Raw genomic sequence first — 14,744 nt, forward strand, 5'->3', positions numbered from 1 at the left:
AGGAGCACGGAAGAGTGGTCATCGCCGCCGGTAACCGGACAAAACGCACCGTCTTCGCGCCCCGGATCGACCGGCTGCTGCGGGAGCACCGGGGCGGCGAGCTCTTCCGGCTCGAACCGGACACCATCGGCGTCGCGGACCCCGACCTGATGAACGCCCTGCTCCTGGCCCGCCCGGCGAACGCCGAGGAGCGGCCCACGTTCAAGCCCGTCCTCGGCCGGCGCGTCACCCGGACGGAGTCCGCGAGCCTGATGCAGGCCGTCGGCGCGGACGTCCGGGCCGCCCTGAAGAAGCCCGCCGGCCGGCCCGACCTCACCGGGAAGTGGCCGGCCGTGCCGCACGCCCACCTGCGTGACCTGGTCTTCGGCCGCGAAACCCGCCGGTTCCGGACGCTCGTCGACCGGCGGCTGGAGCTCACCCCGAAACTGACCTGGTCGGCCGTCACCACCGGGTCCGCGGTGCTCCCGCCGTCCCCCGAGGGCCGGGAGCTGTCCACCCTCGCGCGCCAGGTCCTCGCCGCGGACGACTTCGCCGAGCGGCGCTTCCGGATGTACCTCTACCGGCGCGTCGCCGCGCCGATCTGCTTCACCGTCGCCGCCCTGGTCACCAACGCGGTCTGGCTCGGCGCGCCGTTCGCCGACGACGTCCCGAACGAGCACGTGCTCGACGAAGCCCTCCGACTGCTGCCGCCGTCGTGGAACATCCTGCGCGTCCGCTCGCCCGAGTACACCGAGGTCGACGCGCGCATCACCCCTGGTGACGACGTCCTGCTGCTGCCGATCGTCAGCCACCGCTCCCCCGCGCTCTGGGACGACCCGGACGAGTTCCGCCCGGAGCGCTGGGCGGACCTGGACGCCGACACCCAGCCGGGTTACCTGCCGTTCGGCCACGTGAGTGAACGCTGCTGGGGCCGTCACATGGTGCTGCCGCTGGCCAGCCGCCTGCTGGACGTCGTGCGCGCGGAAGGGCTGGTGCCGGACCCGCGGCAGCTCAAGGGGCACGTCGACCTCGACGGCCTGCTGGAGGTGGCCGACCTGCGCGTCGTGCGCCGCTGACCCCTTGACACCCGCCGCGGTCCGCGCGCATCCTGAGTCTTATCAGGTTCCCTGATATCAGGAGGCGTGGCGATGAGCGCGGACTTCGGCCTGGGCAGCTGGCCCGCGCGGCGTGCCCGGATCGACCCGGGCCGCGTCGCGCTGACGCAGGCCGGGCGCACCCTCACCTACGCGCAGCTCGCCGGCCGCGTCGACCGGCTGGCCGGCGACCTGACCCGGCGCGGCGTGCGACCCGGCGATCGCGTCGCCTACCTCGGCGTCAACGACATCGCCGTGTTCGAGACGCTCTTCGCCACCGCCCGCTGCGGCGCGATCTTCGTGCCGCTCAACTACCGGCTCGCCCCCGCCGAGATCCGCTACATGCTCGGCGACAGCGGCGCGTCGGTCCTCGTGCACAGCCCGGACGCCGACGCCCTCGTCGCGGCGGCCGGACCCCACGACCTGCGCGTGATACCGGCCGGCGGCGACGGGGACGGACCGCCGCCGGACCCGGACGTCGGCCTCGACGATCCGTGCCTGCTGCTCTACACCTCCGGCACCACCGGCCGCCCGAAGGCGGCGGTCCTCACCCACGGCAACCTGACCTGGAACACCGTCAACCAGCTCGCCCACCTGGACGTCCTCGGCACCGACAAGGCCCTCTGCATCGCGCCGCTGTTCCACTGCGTGGGCCTGGGCCAGATCACGCTGCCGACGCTGTTCAAGGGCGGCAGCGTCGAGCCGGTCGCCAGGTTCGACGCCGGGACGATCCTCGCGCGCATCGCCGAAGCCGGGATCACGAGCTTCTCCGCCGTCCCCACGATGCTGGAGATGATGTGCCGCCACGAAACGTGGGCGGCCACCGACCTCAGCTCGCTGACCTGCGTCCTCTACGGCGGCTCGCCGGTGGCCGAACGCGTCGCGCGGGCGTGGCTCGACCGCGGCGTCCGGCTGCTGCAGGGCTACGGCATGACCGAGGCCTCCCCCGGCGTCTTCATGGCCACCCACGACGGCACGCTCGACCACCCCGTCGCCGCGGGCGTGCCGCACTTCTTCACCGACGTGGCCGCCGACGGCGGCAAGCCGCTGAGCGCCGAGCCCGCCGAACTGCTCGTGCGCGGCCCGCACGTCTTCGACGGCTACTGGAACCGGCCCGAGGAGACGGCCGCGAGCTTCGCCGGCGAGCACTGGTTCCGCACCGGCGACGTCGTCCGCGTCGAGGACGACGGCTGGGCCCACATCGTCGACCGGGTCAAGGACCTGATCATCTCCGGCGGCGAGAACGTCTACCCCGCCGAGATCGAGGCGATCGCCGTCCAGCTCGACGCCGTCGACGCCTGTGCCGTGGTCGGCGTGCCGGACGAGCGCTGGGGCGAGGTCGGCGCCGCGTACGTCGTCGCCCGCGACGGCGCGGAACCGGACGAAGCCGCGTTCCGCGCCCACCTCGAAGCGCACCTGGCCCGGTACAAGGTGCCGAAGTACGTCCGGTTCGTCGAAGCGTTGCCGCGCAACGCCACCGGCAAGATCCGCCGCGTCGAGCTGCGCCAGCAAGCCGCCCAAACCTACGGAGCCGCATGACCAGCACGCTGCACCTCGAACTGCACGACGACGTCGCGGTGCTGCGGCTGTCGCGGCCGAAGAAGCGCAACGCGCTCGACGACGCCACCGTCCTGGCCCTCGAAACCTTCTTCGGCAACCCGCCGGCCGAGGTGAAAGCCGTCGTGCTCGACGCCGAAGGCGACCACTTCTCCGCCGGGCTCGACCTGTCGGAGCTGACCGAGCGGGACGCGTTCGAGGGCCTGCAGCACTCGATGATGTGGCACCGCGCCTTCGAGCGGATCGAGCGCGGCCGCGTCCCGGTCGTCGCGGTGCTCAAGGGCGCGGTCATCGGCGGCGGTCTCGAACTCGCGTCGGCCACGCACATCCGCGTCGCCGAGTCGACGGCGTTCTACGCGCTGCCGGAGGGCCAGCGCGGCCTGTTCGTCGGCGGCGGCGGCTCGGTGCGGGTGCCGCGGCTGATCGGCGCCCACCGGATGACCGACCTGATGCTCACCGGCCGCGTCCTCGACGCCGACGAGGGCCACGCGGCCGGCCTGTCGCACTACCGCGTCGAGCCGGGCGAAGGCCTGGAGCACGCGCTCGGGCTGGCCCGCAAGATCGCCACGACGTCGCCGATCACGACGTTCGCGGTGCTGCAGGCGCTGCCGCGCATCGCCGAGGCCAACCCGGCCGAGGGGTACCTGCTGGAGGCGCTGATGGCGGCGGTCGCCACCGGCAGCACCGACGCCCAGGACCGGATGCGGGCGTTCCTGGACAAGCGCGCGGCGAAGGTCGCCCGGTGACGCCGCTGCGCCCGGTCGCCGCCGATGTCCGTGACACCACGGAGATCGGCCGCTACCTCGGCTGGCTGACCACCCACCGCGGCCTCGGCTTCGAGGACTACCCGAGCCTGCACCGCTGGTCGGTGACCGATCTCGACGGCTTCTGGTCGTCGATCCGCGACTACTTCGGCGTCCGTTTCCACACGCCCGAGACGGCGGTCGTCCCCGATCCGCGCATGCCGGGCACCGAGTGGTTCCCGGGCGCGACGCTCAACTACGCCGAGCACGCCCTGAGCGACCGGCCGGACGACGAGGTCGCGGTGATCGCGTATTCGCAGACGCGTCCGCGAGAAGAGCTGACCTGGGCGCAGCTGCGTGACCAGGTGGCCCGGGCCCGCGCCGGCCTCAAACGGCTGGGCGTCGGACGCGGCGACCGTGTCGTGGCCTACCTGCCGAACATCCCCGAGACGGTCGTCGCGTACCTGGCCACGGCGAGCCTCGGCGCGGTGTGGGCGTCCTGCGCGCCGGAGTTCGGGGCCCGCGCGGTGCTCGACCGGTTCGGGCAGGTCGAGCCGAAGGTGCTGCTGACCGTTTCGGGGTATCGGTACGGCACCAAGGACGTCGACCGCCGCGGCGAGGTCGCCGACATCATGGCCGGACTGCCGACCCTCGAGCACGTCGTCCGGGTCGGGTACGGCGACGACGCCACCGGCTGGGCGGAGATGCTCGACCACCCGGGCGAGCCGGGCTTCGAGCCGGTCGGGTTCGCGCACCCGCTGTGCGTGCTGTTCTCCTCCGGCACCACCGGCAAACCGAAGCCGATCGTGCACGGCCACGGCGGGCTGCTGCTGGAACACCTCAAGAACCACGGCCTCAGCTGGGACCTGCGCCCCGGCGACCGGCTGCTGTGGTTCTCCACCACCGCCTGGATGATGTGGAACGCGCTCGTGTCCGGGCTGCTGACCGGCGCGTCGATCGTGCTGGTCGACGGCAACCCGCTGCACCCGGACCTGGCCTGGCAGTGGCACCTCGCCGCCGAAACCCGCGCGACGCTGTTGGGCGCGAGCCCGGGTTTCCTGATGGCGTGCCGGAAAGCGGACCTCGACCCGGCGGCGGACCTCGATCTGTCGGCGTTGCGCCAGATCGGCGCGGCGGGCAGCCCGCTGCCCGCCGAGGGCTACCGGTGGGTCGCCGACCGGTTCCCCGACGTCCTGCTCAACGTCGGCAGCGGCGGCACCGACGTCTGCAGCGGGATCGTCCAGGGCAGCCCGCTGCAACCGGTGTGGGCCGGCGAGATCTCCGGTCCCTGTCTGGGAGTCGACGCGCGGGCGTTCGACGAGCGCGGCGAGCCGGTGGTCGGTGAGCTGGGCGAACTGGTGATCACCGCGCCGATGCCGTCGATGCCGGTCGGGTTCTGGGGTGATCTCCCGGTCACCGACCCGGATTCCCGGTACCGCGCAACGTACTTCGCCGACTACCCCGGCGTCTGGCGGCACGGCGATTGGGTGCGGTTCTCGCCCGACGGCGGCTGCGTCATCGCCGGCCGCTCCGACGCCACGCTCAACCGCGGCGGCGTCCGGCTCGGCACCGCCGAGTTCTACACGGTCGTCGAGGAGCTGCCGGAGATCGACGACTCACTCGTCGTGCACCTCGAAGACCCGGCGGGCGGCAACGGCGACCTCCGCCTCTACGTCGTCCTGCACGGCGGCGCACTGGACGACGACCTGCGCCGCCGCATCAAGAACGCGTTGAAGAGCGCGCTGTCGCCGCGGCACGTGCCCGACGAGATCACCGCCGTCCCGGTGATCCCGCGCAACCGCACCGGGAAGAAACTGGAGCTGCCCGTGAAGAAACTCCTGCTCGGCGCCCGCCCCGAAGACGTCGTCGGCCGGGACGTCCTGGCCGATCCCACCGCTCTCGACCACTTCCGGGCGCGCGCATGAGCACCATCGCGGTGATCGGCACCGGCGTGATCGGCGCGAGCTGGGCGGGCCTCTTCCTGGCCCACGGCCACGACGTCGTCGCCACCGATCCGGCGCCGGGCGCCGAAGAGCGGTTGCGCAGTGCGCTCGAAGGCGTGTCGACGGATCGGCTGCGGTTCGTCGCCGACGCCGGTGAAGCGGCCGCCGCCGCGGACTTCGTGCAGGAGAACGGTCCGGAGCGCGAAGACGTCAAGCACGCGTTGTTCGGCATCCTCGACGAGGCCGCGCGGCCGGACGTGATCCTGGCGAGCAGCTCGTCCGGGCTGCTGCCCAGCGTCATCGCCCGCGGCTGCCCGCGTCACCCCGAGCGGGTCGTCATCGGGCACCCGTTCAACCCGCCGCACCTGATCCCGCTCGTCGAGGTCGTGCCCGGCCGCGACACCGCGCCCGAGGTCGTCGACCGGGCGGTGGAGTTCTACGCCTCGGTGGGCAAACGCCCGATCCGGCTGACGCGCGAGCTGCCCGGGCACGTCGCGAACCGGCTGCAGGCCGCGCTGTGGCAGGAGGCGTATTCGCTGGTCGAACGCGGGGTCGCGACGGTCGCCGACATCGACACGGCGATCGCGTACGGGCCCGGGCTGCGCTGGGCGGTGCTCGGCCCGTTCGTCAACCAGCACCTGTCCGGTGGCGCCGGCGGCCTGGCGCACGTCCTGCGGCACCTCGGCCCGCCCACCGAAGAGTGGTGGCGTGACCTGGGCCAGGTCCACCTGACGCCGGAACTCGCCGAGACGCTCATCTCCGGCGTCGACGCCGAACTGGCCGACACCGACCAAGCCCGGCTCGTCGCCGCCCGCGACGCCGTCCTCGACCAGCTGCTGGCCGCCAAGGCCGCGCAGCCCGACCTGCCCTGACCTGGAGACACCAGTGGATCTTTCCGCACTGACCGCCCTCGACGTCCACACCCACGTCGAGCAGGACGGCCACGGCTGCTTCGCGCTGGACCAGGAGCTGCTCGACGCGTCCGCGAAGTACTTCCGCGCCGACCAGGACCGGACGCCGACCGTGACGGCGATCGCCGAGCACTACCGCGCCCGCAAGATGGCCGCGGTCGTGTTCACCGTCGAAGCGCCCGCCGCCACCGGGCACCCCGCGCTGTCCAGCGAGGAGATCGCCGACGCGGCCGCCGCGCACCCGGACGTGCTCATCCCGTTCGGCTCGGTCGACCCGCACTCCGGCAAGGCCGCCGTGCACCGCGCGCGCCGGCTCGTCACCGAGCACGGCGTCCGCGGCTTCAAGTTCCACCCCAGCCTGCAGGGCTTCGAGCCGAACGACCCGCGGTTCTACCCGCTCTACGAGGCGATCGGCGAGCTCGGCGTCCCGGCGCTGTTCCACACCGGCCAGACCGGGATCGGCGCGGGCCTGCCGGGCGGGCGCGGCATCAAGCTGCGCTACTCGAACCCGATGCTGCTCGACGACGTCGCCGCCGACTTCCCGCACCTGACGATCATCCTGGCGCACCCGTCGGTGCCGTGGCAGGACGAGGCGATCTCGGTGGCGACGCACAAGGCCAACGTGTACATCGACCTGTCCGGCTGGTCGCCGAAGTACTTCCCGCCGCAACTGGTCCGCGCGGCCAACACGCTGCTGAAGCGCAAGGTCCTGTTCGGCTCGGACTTCCCGGTCATCACGCCGGACCGCTGGCTGGCGGACTTCGCCGAACTGGACATCAAGGACGAGGTCCGGCCGATGATCCTGAAGGACAACGCGATCCGGCTGCTCGGCCTATCCTGAGCCGGTGGCAGCGATAGCACTCCGGCCGGTCGAAGACGCCGATCTCGACGCGTTGTTCGAGCAGCAGCGGGACCCCGAGGCGGTCCGGATGGCCGCGTTCACCCACAAGGACCCCGACGACCGCGAAGCGTTCGACGCCCACATGGCGAAGGTGCGGTTCTCCGCCGGGATCACCCACCGCGCGGTGACCCGCGACGGCGTCCTCGTCGGCAGCATCGCCGCGTTCGTCATGGAGGGCGACACGGAGATCACGTACTGGATCGACCGGTCGGTGTGGGGGCAGGGCATCGCCGGGCAAGCGCTCGCCCTGCTGCTCGACGCGGTCGAGGTCCGGCCGCTGCACGCGCGGGCGGCCAGCGACAACGCCGGATCGTTGCGGGTCCTGCAGCGGGCGGGCTTCACCGTCGTCGGCACCGACACCGGGTACGCGAACGCCCGGGGCGCGGAGATCGAGGAAACGATCCTGCGGCTCGACTAACGCCGCGGATCGACGTGGACCTTCGGTCCGGGACCGGCGTGGTGCTCCCCCGCGAGGACAGCGCCGACGTCGTCGAGCCCGACGGTCGCCGCGACCAGCGGCCGCGGGTCGACGGCGCCGCTCGCGTACGCGGCGATCGTGTCGGCCAGGCCCGGTGACGCGGACAGGATGCCGACGGCCGTGACGTCCTTCAGGACCAGCTCGCGGGTGTCGATCAGGCTGGGCTGCCCGGCCAGTCCGATGTAGACGGCCCGGCCGGCCGGTTCGACCAGGTCGAGGGCCAGCGCGGGCAGCTCGACGGCGTTGGACGCGTCGACGACCGCGTCGAAGGACAAGTCCGGGAGCGTGCCGCGGGTCCAGGCGTGCGCGAAGCCGAGGGTGCGGGCGAAGGCGAGGGTGGGCTCGTCGCGCCCGAGCAGGTGCACCTCGGCGCCGGCCGCGCGCAGGAACAGGGCCACGAGCAGCCCGATCGTCCCGGGCCCCAGCACCAGCGCGCGATCGCCGGGCCCGACGGCGGCGGCCTGCGCCGCGCGCAGAGCGTTGCCACCCGGCTCGACCAGGGCGCCGAGGACGGCGTCGACGGAATCGGGCAGCGCGTGCAGCGACCACGCGGGCACGGCGATCCGTTCGGCCAGCGCGCCGGGCCGCCCGCCGCGGATGCCGACTTCCTCGCGGCGCGCGCAGGTGTGCTGGTGGCCTTTGCGGCAGCGGCGGCACGTCTGATCGCCGAGCATGGTGTCGCCCATGACGCGGCGCCCGAGCCACGCCGGGTCGACGCCGGCGCCGACGGCCGAGACGGTGCCGGCCCACTCGTGCCCCAGCCGCATCGGGTACGCCGAGTGGCCCTGGTGCAGGTAGGCCATCTCGCCGGTGAAGAACTCGACGTCGGTGCCGCAGACGCCGGCGCGTTCGACGTCGACGACCACCTCGCCGGGGACGGCTTCGGGCACCGGGACGTCCTGCACCGAAAATGCCCGCGGGCCGGTGAGCACGAAGGCCCGCATGGTGGTGATCACCCCGGAAGTCTCACCCGGGAGCCGGGGCGCACGCCACCTGGGTCAGACGGGGATCTCCGTCGCGCGCTCCCAGCCGGCGGGCAGCGGGCTGACGTTGAGCTCGTGGTCGAGCCCGGTGTCGGAGAGGGCCCGGCGCACGACGCGGTTGTCGCCCGTGACGACGCGCAGGGTGGTGCTCTCGCGCTGCGTCCGGGCCTGGATGTCGACCAGCGCGTCGAGGCCGGCCGCGTCCAGGAGGTCGACCGCCGAGAGGTCGAGCACCAGGACCGGGAACTTGCGGTGGGCCCAGGTGGCCAGGACGGCCTCGAGCTGGGCGGCGCTCTCTTCGGCGAGGGCGCCCCGGATCCGGACCATCACGGCACCGAAGTAGGGGCGGATCACCTTGATATCGAACGCACCGGCGCCCGCGCGGGTCACGGGGATCGCCGTCGCGGGGTGCTGCACAACCAACATCGGCAGACGCCTTCGTTCACAGATTGAAGTGCCGGGCGGGAGTCCCGCTCGGACGCAGACCGGAATGGGGGTAACGGCTGTTGCCTGAACCGTACCCTCGCAGCGTAGCCTCCCGTCCTCCCGGCGCAACCCCGCCCAACGGGCGAGCCGCGCTCCACCGCCTGCCCCATGGCGGAGGGGTACCCACGCCGATCGCCACGGCTGGGTGAAGTACGGAGTGCTCGACAGCGCACGCTCGAAGAAACGGGTCCTCAGTGGACAAAAAGGACCCGCTCCCGCTCGGCGAAGGCTGGGGGTACCTGCGAGCAGAAGCGGGAGACGAAGCGTCGGTACGGGGGTCGCCTCGCGGCGAGTGGCGCTACACGGCTCCAGCCGGACTGGCATTCCGTGAAGGCATTGAGTGAGGCCCGGGGACACCACCGTACCGACAGTCTGTACAACGCACGGCCTGCGAAAATGTTCCCCGCGTGACGCACGTCGCCACAACGGCCGAAGCGACGTTTCGCGGTCGCCCCGCCGGGTACCACCAGAGCGTCCGAAGGAGGGATCGCCATCGCCACCGCCGTGCTCTTCGACCTCGACGGCACGCTCGTCGACTCCAACTACCTGCACGTCCACGCCTGGCAGCGCGCGTTCCGCGAGCTGGACCGCGACGTCGACTCCTGGCGCGTCCACCGCGCGATCGGGATGGGGTCCGGCAAGCTGCTCGCCGACCTGCTCGGGCAAGCCGACGCCGACGAGCTCGGCGACCGGCTCGAAGACCTCCACAGCCGCTTCTACCTAGAGACGGCCGGGATGCTCCGGCCCTTCGACCAGGCCGCCGAGCTGATCCGCGTCATCGCCGGGCACGGGGTGCGCGTGCTGCTGGCGACGTCGGCCGGGCCCGACGAGCTGGACGTCATGCGCAAGATCCTCGACGTCGACGACGTCGTCGCGGGCATCGTCGCGGGCGCGGACGTCGAGGCCACCAAGCCCGACCCGGAGCCGGTGTACGCCGCGCTGGAGCGCGCGGGCACCGAGCCGGGCGACACGATCTTCGTCGGCGACTCCGTCTGGGACGTCCACGCCGCCACCAAGGCGGGCGTGCGCACCGTCGCCGTGCTCTCGGGCGGCGTCAGCGCGGCGGAGCTGACCGAAGCGGGCGCGGTGGCGACCTACGACGACCCCGCGGCCCTGCTCGACGGCCTCGACCACAGTCCGTTGGCGGAGCTGTTCACCTAGCCGCGCGGGCGTGCGCCACCCACCGGCCGTTGAGCCGGTGGACCTCGACCTCTCGCTCGTAACACGCCGACAGGCCGTCGTTCGTCAGGACTTCGTCGATCGGGCCGGCGGCCGTGACCGCGCCGCGGCGCACCAGCAGGGCGTGCGTTGCCGTCGCCGGGATCTCCTCCAGGTGGTGCGTCACCGTCACCGTGGCCAGCTCCGGCTGGGCCCGGGTCAGGTTCTCCAGCGCCAGCAGCAGGTCCTCGCGGCCCGGCATGTCGAGGCCGGCGAACGGCTCGTCGAGCAAGAGCAGCAGCGGGTCGGCCATCAGCGCCCGGGCCAGCCGGACGCGCGCGCGTTCGCCCTGCGAACACACCCGCACCGGCCGGTCGCCGAGGCCGGCGCACCCGACCAGCTCCAGGAGCTTCGCCGCGCGGTCGCGGATCGTGTCGTCGTAGCGCTCCCACAGCGGCAGCACACTGCCGCTGTAGCCGGTCAGCACCACGGTGTGCGCGTTGTGGTTCTCGGCGTCGGGCAGCCGCTGGTTCGCGCCGACGAACCCGATGTGCGTCCGGACGTCCCGCAGGTCGACCGCGCCCATCCGGTGCCCCAGCACCACCGCGGTGCCCGCGCTGGGGAACCGCTGGGTCGAGGCCACGGACAGGATCGTCGACTTGCCGGCGCCGTTGCGGCCCAGCACCACCCAGCGCTGGCCGTAGTCCACCCGCCAGTCGACGCCCGACACCAGCGGCGTCCGGCCGACGTGCACCTCCACGCCGGCGAGCTCGATCGCCGGGCCGTCGAGGTTGGGCTGCACGAAGACGGGCTTGCTCATCCGTCCATGATCACACGCGTCAGGATCCCGGGTGGGCGTCGGTCATCAGGTCGGCCAGGTCCTCCGGGGCCAGGAACGACGGCGGGGGCGGCGGTCCCCACGCGTAGAGGCTCTTCTCCCCCGCCACCACCCGCGGCTCCCAGATCTGGTCCTCCAGGATGCAGTCGATGTCGGAGTAGTACTCGGAGAAGTTGCCCGCCGGGTCGCGCAGGTACCAGAAGAAGTTCGAGCCGATGTAGTGCCGGCCCAGGCCCCACGTGTGCCGCTCGGGGTGGCCCTGCAGCATCGCGGTGGCGCCGCGGCCGACCTCGTCGACGTCGTCGACCTCCCAGGACGTGTGGTGCAGGAAGCTCACCGGCGCCTGCTGGACGAGCACGTTGTGGTGATCGGTCGAGCAGCGCATGAAGGAGGCGAAGCCGGGGGCCTCGTCGCTGACCTTGAAGCCGAGCCCCTCGGTGAAGAACTTCTGGGTGGCGGCCTGGTCGGTCGAGCCGAACACGACGTGCCCGAGCTTGCGCGGGCGGACGGCCTGCTCCCGGTCGATGGCCGGCGCGCGGACGTTGGCCCGGCGCGCCGCACCGGGCTGGTTGTAGGCCACCGGTTCCGGCGGTTCCTGCTGAAGCCGCGGCGCGACCGAGACGACGACGTCGAGGCCGGTCACCGGGTCCTTCGTGTGCAGGGCGTCGCCGACACGCCGGCTGCCGAGGTCGAGGCGGGCAAGGGACGCGGCGACGCGGTCCAGGTCGTCCGGGTCGTCGGCGCCGACGCCGAGGGTGAGCAGCCGCCGCTGCGCGCTGGGGCGCAGTTCGAGCTGCTCGCCGCCGTCTGCGGTGGCGAACCCCGAGCCGGTCGGGGTCAGGCCGAACTCGGTGTAGTACTTCGCGGTCTCGTCGACGTTCGGCACGCCGACGGTGATCTTCGTGAGGCGGTGCAGGCTCATGCCGGTTCCTCCGGGTCAGACGAGCGGGGTGATCTGGTCGTCGCGGCCGAGCAGGGCCTTGCCGTAGACCTCGTAGCCGACGGCCGGCAGCACGATCGCGTGCCGCGCGGCGACGGCCGAGTCGCGCCACATCCGCTGCAGCGGGTTGGCCTCGGCGAAGCTGCCCGCGCCGTGGGCGGACAGCAGGACGTCGAACGCCTTGGTGACGTTCTCGACGGCCCAGCCGGTGTCCGCGCGCACGCGGGCCCGCAGCTCGGCGTCGGGGTAGGTGCGGTTCGCGGCGGCGGTGTCGATGTCGTCGGCCGCGCGGAAGACGTGCAGGTGCGCCGTGTCGATCCGCATCGCGGCCTCGGCGAGCTGCAGCTGGAAGGCGGCCGACTCGGCCTGGGTGGTGTAGGCGGTGTAGGAGATCGCCTTGCGGGGGGCCTTCTCCCGCACCATCCGCAGCGCCGCGCGGCCGAGGCCGAGCTGCGGGCCGGCGAGCACGAGCGCGAGGGTGGGCACGAACGCGGCCCGGTAGAGGTCTTCTTCGGGATCCTCCACGGCGTACCGCCCGGCGATCGCGGGCGGCACGGACATCACGCGGTGATCGGGTACGAAGACGTCCCGCGCGATCAGGCAGTTCGAGCCGGACGAACGCATCCCGGCGACGAACCACGTCTCCTCGAGCCCGAGATCGGTGCGCGGGATCAGCGCCATCCCCTGGTCGACGACCTCGCCGCGCTCGTCGGTCAGCGGGATGCCGACGCCGGCCCAGTCGGCGTGCCAGGAGCCGGAGTTGTAGTACCAGCGCCCGGTGACGCGGTAGCCACCGTCCACTTTGGTCGTCTCGGCGGTCGGCGCGAGGACGCCGGAGACCTTCGCGTCCGGGTTCGCGCCCCAGACGTCGTCCTGCGCCTGCCGGCTGAAGAGCCCGGCCAGCCACGCGCAGACGTTGCTCAGCGCGACGACCCAGGCGGTGCCGCCGTCGGCCTCGCCGACCGCCGCGGACACTTCGAGCATCGACCGCACGGGCAGGCCGTAGCCACCGTAGCGGCGTGGCTGGGCGATCTTGAACGCACCGGCGTCGGTCAGCGCGGCGATGCTCTCCTCGGTGACCCGCCGGTCGGTCTCACCCTGCGCGGCGTTCTTCGCGAGCAACGGCAGGATGTCCCGGATCCGGGCCAGGACGGTTTCGGCGGTGGGCGCGGGCTGTTCGGTCGCGATCGTCATGACGTCGTTGTCCTTTCGCAGACTGGTCCTTCTGCCGCGGCTGGTCGTGAGTGGTAATGCGGGTTCTAACCCGCATTACCACTCACGAGCAGGTAAGCCGGGTGCAGGCGGCGAGCGGGCCGCTAGCGGGCGCAGGCGGCGATCAGGTCCGTGATGGGCGGCCGGGGCCGTTCGGCGAACTTCGAGTGGGTGCCGAACGTGCGGTGCGCGTAGACCAGCGGCGGGTGCTCGGCTCGGCCCAGCGCCGTGACCTTGCCGAACAGCAGCAGGTGGTCGCCCGCCTCGACGGTGCGGTCCAGGTCGCAGCCGACCCAGCCGGCGGCGTCGCGCAGTCTCGGCAGGCCGTCGTCGGCGAACCACGCCGTTTCCGCGCCGAAGCGGTCGGCGCCGCGGGTGGCGAACAGCACCGCCAAGTCGTCCTGGCCGTGGCCGAGCAGGTTGACGCCGAAGCGACCACGGTCCCGGATCGCGGCCAGCAACGCCGATCGCCGGTCGAAGGCGACGCCGACCAGTGGCGGGTCGAGCGACAGGGACGTGAACGAGCTGACCGTCGCGCCGCACGGGCGGCCGTCTTCGGAGAACGTCGTCACGATCGTCACCGGCGCGCACACCGCCGCCATCACCGCGCGGAAGCGGTCCGGGTCGAGGGCCGTCACGGCGCGGTGAACCGGTGGTGCATCCGGCCGATGCCCTCGATGGTGCTGACCAGCTCGTCGCCCGGGCCGAGGAACCGCTGGGGGCTGCGCGCCATGCCGACCCCGGCCGGCGTCCCGGTGAAGATCAGGTCGCCCGGCCACAGCGGCAGCACGGCGGAGAGGCGGGCCACCAGCTCCGGCACCGAGAAGATCAGCTCGCTGGTCCGGCTCTTCTGCACGGACTCGCCGTTGACCGCGCAGTCGAGCGCGAGGTCGTCCGGGTCGGCGAACTCGTCGGGCGTCACCACCCACGGCCCGATCGGCCCGAAGCCGGGGCGCGACTTGCCGAGGCTGAACTGCGGCGCGGGCCCGGCCAGCTGCAACGTCCGGTCGGAGAGGTCCTGCCCGACCGTCAGCCCGGCGACGTGCTCCCAGCCGCGCTCGGCCGGGACGTCGCGGGCGAGCACCCCGATGACGGCGACCAGCTCGACCTCCCAGTCCGTCGGGCCGGGGAGCGCGATCGCCCCGGACGGGCCGGTCAGGCTGCTCGCGAACTTCGTGAAGACGGTCGGCGAGTCCGGCAGGCCGAGGCCGGATTCGGCGGCGTGGTCGCGGTAGTTGAGGCCGACGCCGAAGATCTGGCGCGGCGCCGGGACCGGCGCTCCGAGGTCGCTTTCCGCGAATGGCGCCGCGGTGTCGTGCGAGGCCGCCGCGGCCCAGTCCCGGAACTCGGCCCAGCGGTCGTAGATCGCCTGCGGGTCGGCGGAAAACCGCCGCTCGCTGGCTTGTTCGACGTCGACGGCGCCGGCCTCGGTCACGAGGACGAGCCGTCCGGAGAGAGTCGCGATCCGCATGAGCTGCCTTTCGATCGGTCGATGCGACTCATACTCTGCCCGCAATAGAC

Annotated in this window: 15 protein-coding genes; 8 read left to right on the plus strand and 7 right to left on the minus strand. The window is 72.7% G+C overall.

All coding sequences use genetic code 11. The features are described 5' to 3' along the window. The first annotated feature begins 14 nt into the window (after nt 1-14). The 7 genes from OG570_RS43155 (at nt 15) to OG570_RS43185 (ending at nt 7,546) form a co-directional block, all read left to right on the plus strand. On the plus strand, nt 15-1,055 hold the full coding sequence (locus OG570_RS43155) for a cytochrome P450 (protein WP_326954490.1): 1,041 nt from the start codon (nt 15-17) through the stop codon (nt 1,053-1,055). A gap of 72 nt (nt 1,056-1,127) precedes the next feature. Continuing rightward, nucleotides 1,128-2,612: an acyl-CoA synthetase gene (locus OG570_RS43160; RefSeq protein ID WP_326954491.1), complete on the plus strand. Its 1,485-nt coding sequence runs from the start codon at nt 1,128-1,130 to the stop codon at nt 2,610-2,612. Then, complete coding sequence (locus OG570_RS43165; RefSeq protein ID WP_326954492.1) at nt 2,609-3,376, plus strand: crotonase/enoyl-CoA hydratase family protein; 768 nt, start codon at nt 2,609-2,611, stop codon at nt 3,374-3,376. Before OG570_RS43160 ends, OG570_RS43165 begins: the two co-directional genes overlap by 4 nt. Beyond that, on the plus strand, nt 3,373-5,298 hold the full coding sequence (locus tag OG570_RS43170) for an acetoacetate--CoA ligase (RefSeq protein WP_326954493.1): 1,926 nt from the start codon (nt 3,373-3,375) through the stop codon (nt 5,296-5,298). Before OG570_RS43165 ends, OG570_RS43170 begins: the two co-directional genes overlap by 4 nt. Continuing rightward, a complete protein-coding gene (locus OG570_RS43175; protein WP_326954494.1) occupies nt 5,295-6,188 on the plus strand; it encodes a 3-hydroxyacyl-CoA dehydrogenase NAD-binding domain-containing protein in 894 nt (297 codons plus the stop codon). The genes OG570_RS43170 and OG570_RS43175 overlap by 4 nt, the downstream gene beginning before the upstream one ends. Nucleotides 6,189-6,201: 13 nt before the next feature. After that, the gene (couO, locus tag OG570_RS43180) at nt 6,202-7,068 is read left to right on the plus strand and encodes a 4-hydroxyphenyl-beta-ketoacyl-CoA hydrolase (protein ID WP_326948125.1); all 867 of its coding nucleotides are present in this window, start codon (nt 6,202-6,204) and stop codon (nt 7,066-7,068) included. Nucleotides 7,069-7,072: 4 nt separating this feature from the next. Then, nucleotides 7,073-7,546, plus strand: coding sequence for a GNAT family N-acetyltransferase (locus OG570_RS43185; protein ID WP_326948124.1), 474 nt, complete (start codon nt 7,073-7,075; stop codon nt 7,544-7,546). Here the strand turns inward: OG570_RS43185 and OG570_RS43190 are convergent. Together OG570_RS43190 and OG570_RS43195 are read right to left on the minus strand one after the other, a co-directional pair. Further along, entirely contained in the window at nt 7,543-8,550 is a 1,008-nt protein-coding gene (locus OG570_RS43190; protein WP_326960318.1) for a zinc-dependent alcohol dehydrogenase, read from the minus strand. The genes OG570_RS43185 and OG570_RS43190 overlap by 4 nt on opposite strands. Nucleotides 8,551-8,604: 54 nt before the next feature. Further along, nucleotides 8,605-9,015, minus strand: a complete 411-nt coding sequence (locus OG570_RS43195; RefSeq protein ID WP_326948122.1) for an STAS domain-containing protein — start codon at nt 9,013-9,015, stop codon at nt 8,605-8,607. A 564-nt stretch (nt 9,016-9,579) separates the two neighbouring features. On the opposite strand from OG570_RS43195, the gene OG570_RS43200 reads away from it, so the two are divergent. Beyond that, the gene (locus tag OG570_RS43200) at nt 9,580-10,236 is read left to right on the plus strand and encodes an HAD family hydrolase (protein ID WP_326954495.1); all 657 of its coding nucleotides are present in this window, start codon (nt 9,580-9,582) and stop codon (nt 10,234-10,236) included. Here the strand turns inward: OG570_RS43200 and OG570_RS43205 are convergent. The 5 genes from OG570_RS43205 to OG570_RS43225 all read right to left on the minus strand — a co-directional run bounded on the left by OG570_RS43205 (nt 10,229) and on the right by OG570_RS43225 (nt 14,694). Then, nucleotides 10,229-11,053, minus strand: coding sequence for an ABC transporter ATP-binding protein (locus OG570_RS43205; RefSeq protein ID WP_326954496.1), 825 nt, complete (start codon nt 11,051-11,053; stop codon nt 10,229-10,231). The genes OG570_RS43200 and OG570_RS43205 overlap by 8 nt on opposite strands. 19 nt (nt 11,054-11,072) lie before the next feature. Further along, a complete protein-coding gene (locus tag OG570_RS43210) occupies nt 11,073-11,993 on the minus strand; it encodes a VOC family protein (protein ID WP_326954497.1) in 921 nt (306 codons plus the stop codon). Between the two features lie 15 nt (nt 11,994-12,008). Continuing rightward, nucleotides 12,009-13,205, minus strand: a complete 1,197-nt coding sequence (locus OG570_RS43215; protein ID WP_326954498.1) for an acyl-CoA dehydrogenase family protein — start codon at nt 13,203-13,205, stop codon at nt 12,009-12,011. Nucleotides 13,206-13,327: 122 nt separating this feature from the next. Then, nucleotides 13,328-13,861 (minus strand): flavin reductase family protein, encoded by a 534-nt coding sequence (locus tag OG570_RS43220; RefSeq protein ID WP_326954499.1) that lies wholly within the window; start codon nt 13,859-13,861, stop codon nt 13,328-13,330. Beyond that, nucleotides 13,858-14,694: a fumarylacetoacetate hydrolase family protein gene (locus OG570_RS43225; protein ID WP_326954500.1), complete on the minus strand. Its 837-nt coding sequence runs from the start codon at nt 14,692-14,694 to the stop codon at nt 13,858-13,860. Before OG570_RS43225 ends, OG570_RS43220 begins: the two co-directional genes overlap by 4 nt. Nucleotides 14,695-14,744 lie beyond the last annotated feature (50 nt).

The organism is Amycolatopsis sp. NBC_01286, assembly GCF_035982555.1.
In the GTDB taxonomy this organism is placed as follows: domain Bacteria; phylum Actinomycetota; class Actinomycetes; order Mycobacteriales; family Pseudonocardiaceae; genus Amycolatopsis.

Bases quoted from the DNA above. Each gene is read 5' to 3' on its own strand.
- OG570_RS43160 (WP_326954491.1), top strand. From the start codon at position 1,128: ATGAGCGCGGACTTCGGCCTGGGCAGCTGGCCCGCGCGGCGTGCCCGG.
- OG570_RS43165 (WP_326954492.1), top strand. From the start codon at position 2,609: ATGACCAGCACGCTGCACCTCGAACTGCACGACGACGTCGCGGTGCTG.
- OG570_RS43175 (WP_326954494.1), top strand. From the start codon at position 5,295: ATGAGCACCATCGCGGTGATCGGCACCGGCGTGATCGGCGCGAGCTGG.
- OG570_RS43190 (WP_326960318.1), bottom strand. From the start codon at position 8,550: ATGCGGGCCTTCGTGCTCACCGGCCCGCGGGCATTTTCGGTGCAGGAC.
- OG570_RS43195 (WP_326948122.1), bottom strand. From the start codon at position 9,015: ATGTTGGTTGTGCAGCACCCCGCGACGGCGATCCCCGTGACCCGCGCG.
- OG570_RS43205 (WP_326954496.1), bottom strand. From the start codon at position 11,053: ATGAGCAAGCCCGTCTTCGTGCAGCCCAACCTCGACGGCCCGGCGATC.
- OG570_RS43210 (WP_326954497.1), bottom strand. From the start codon at position 11,993: ATGAGCCTGCACCGCCTCACGAAGATCACCGTCGGCGTGCCGAACGTC.
- OG570_RS43215 (WP_326954498.1), bottom strand. From the start codon at position 13,205: ATGACGATCGCGACCGAACAGCCCGCGCCCACCGCCGAAACCGTCCTG.
- OG570_RS43225 (WP_326954500.1), bottom strand. From the start codon at position 14,694: ATGCGGATCGCGACTCTCTCCGGACGGCTCGTCCTCGTGACCGAGGCC.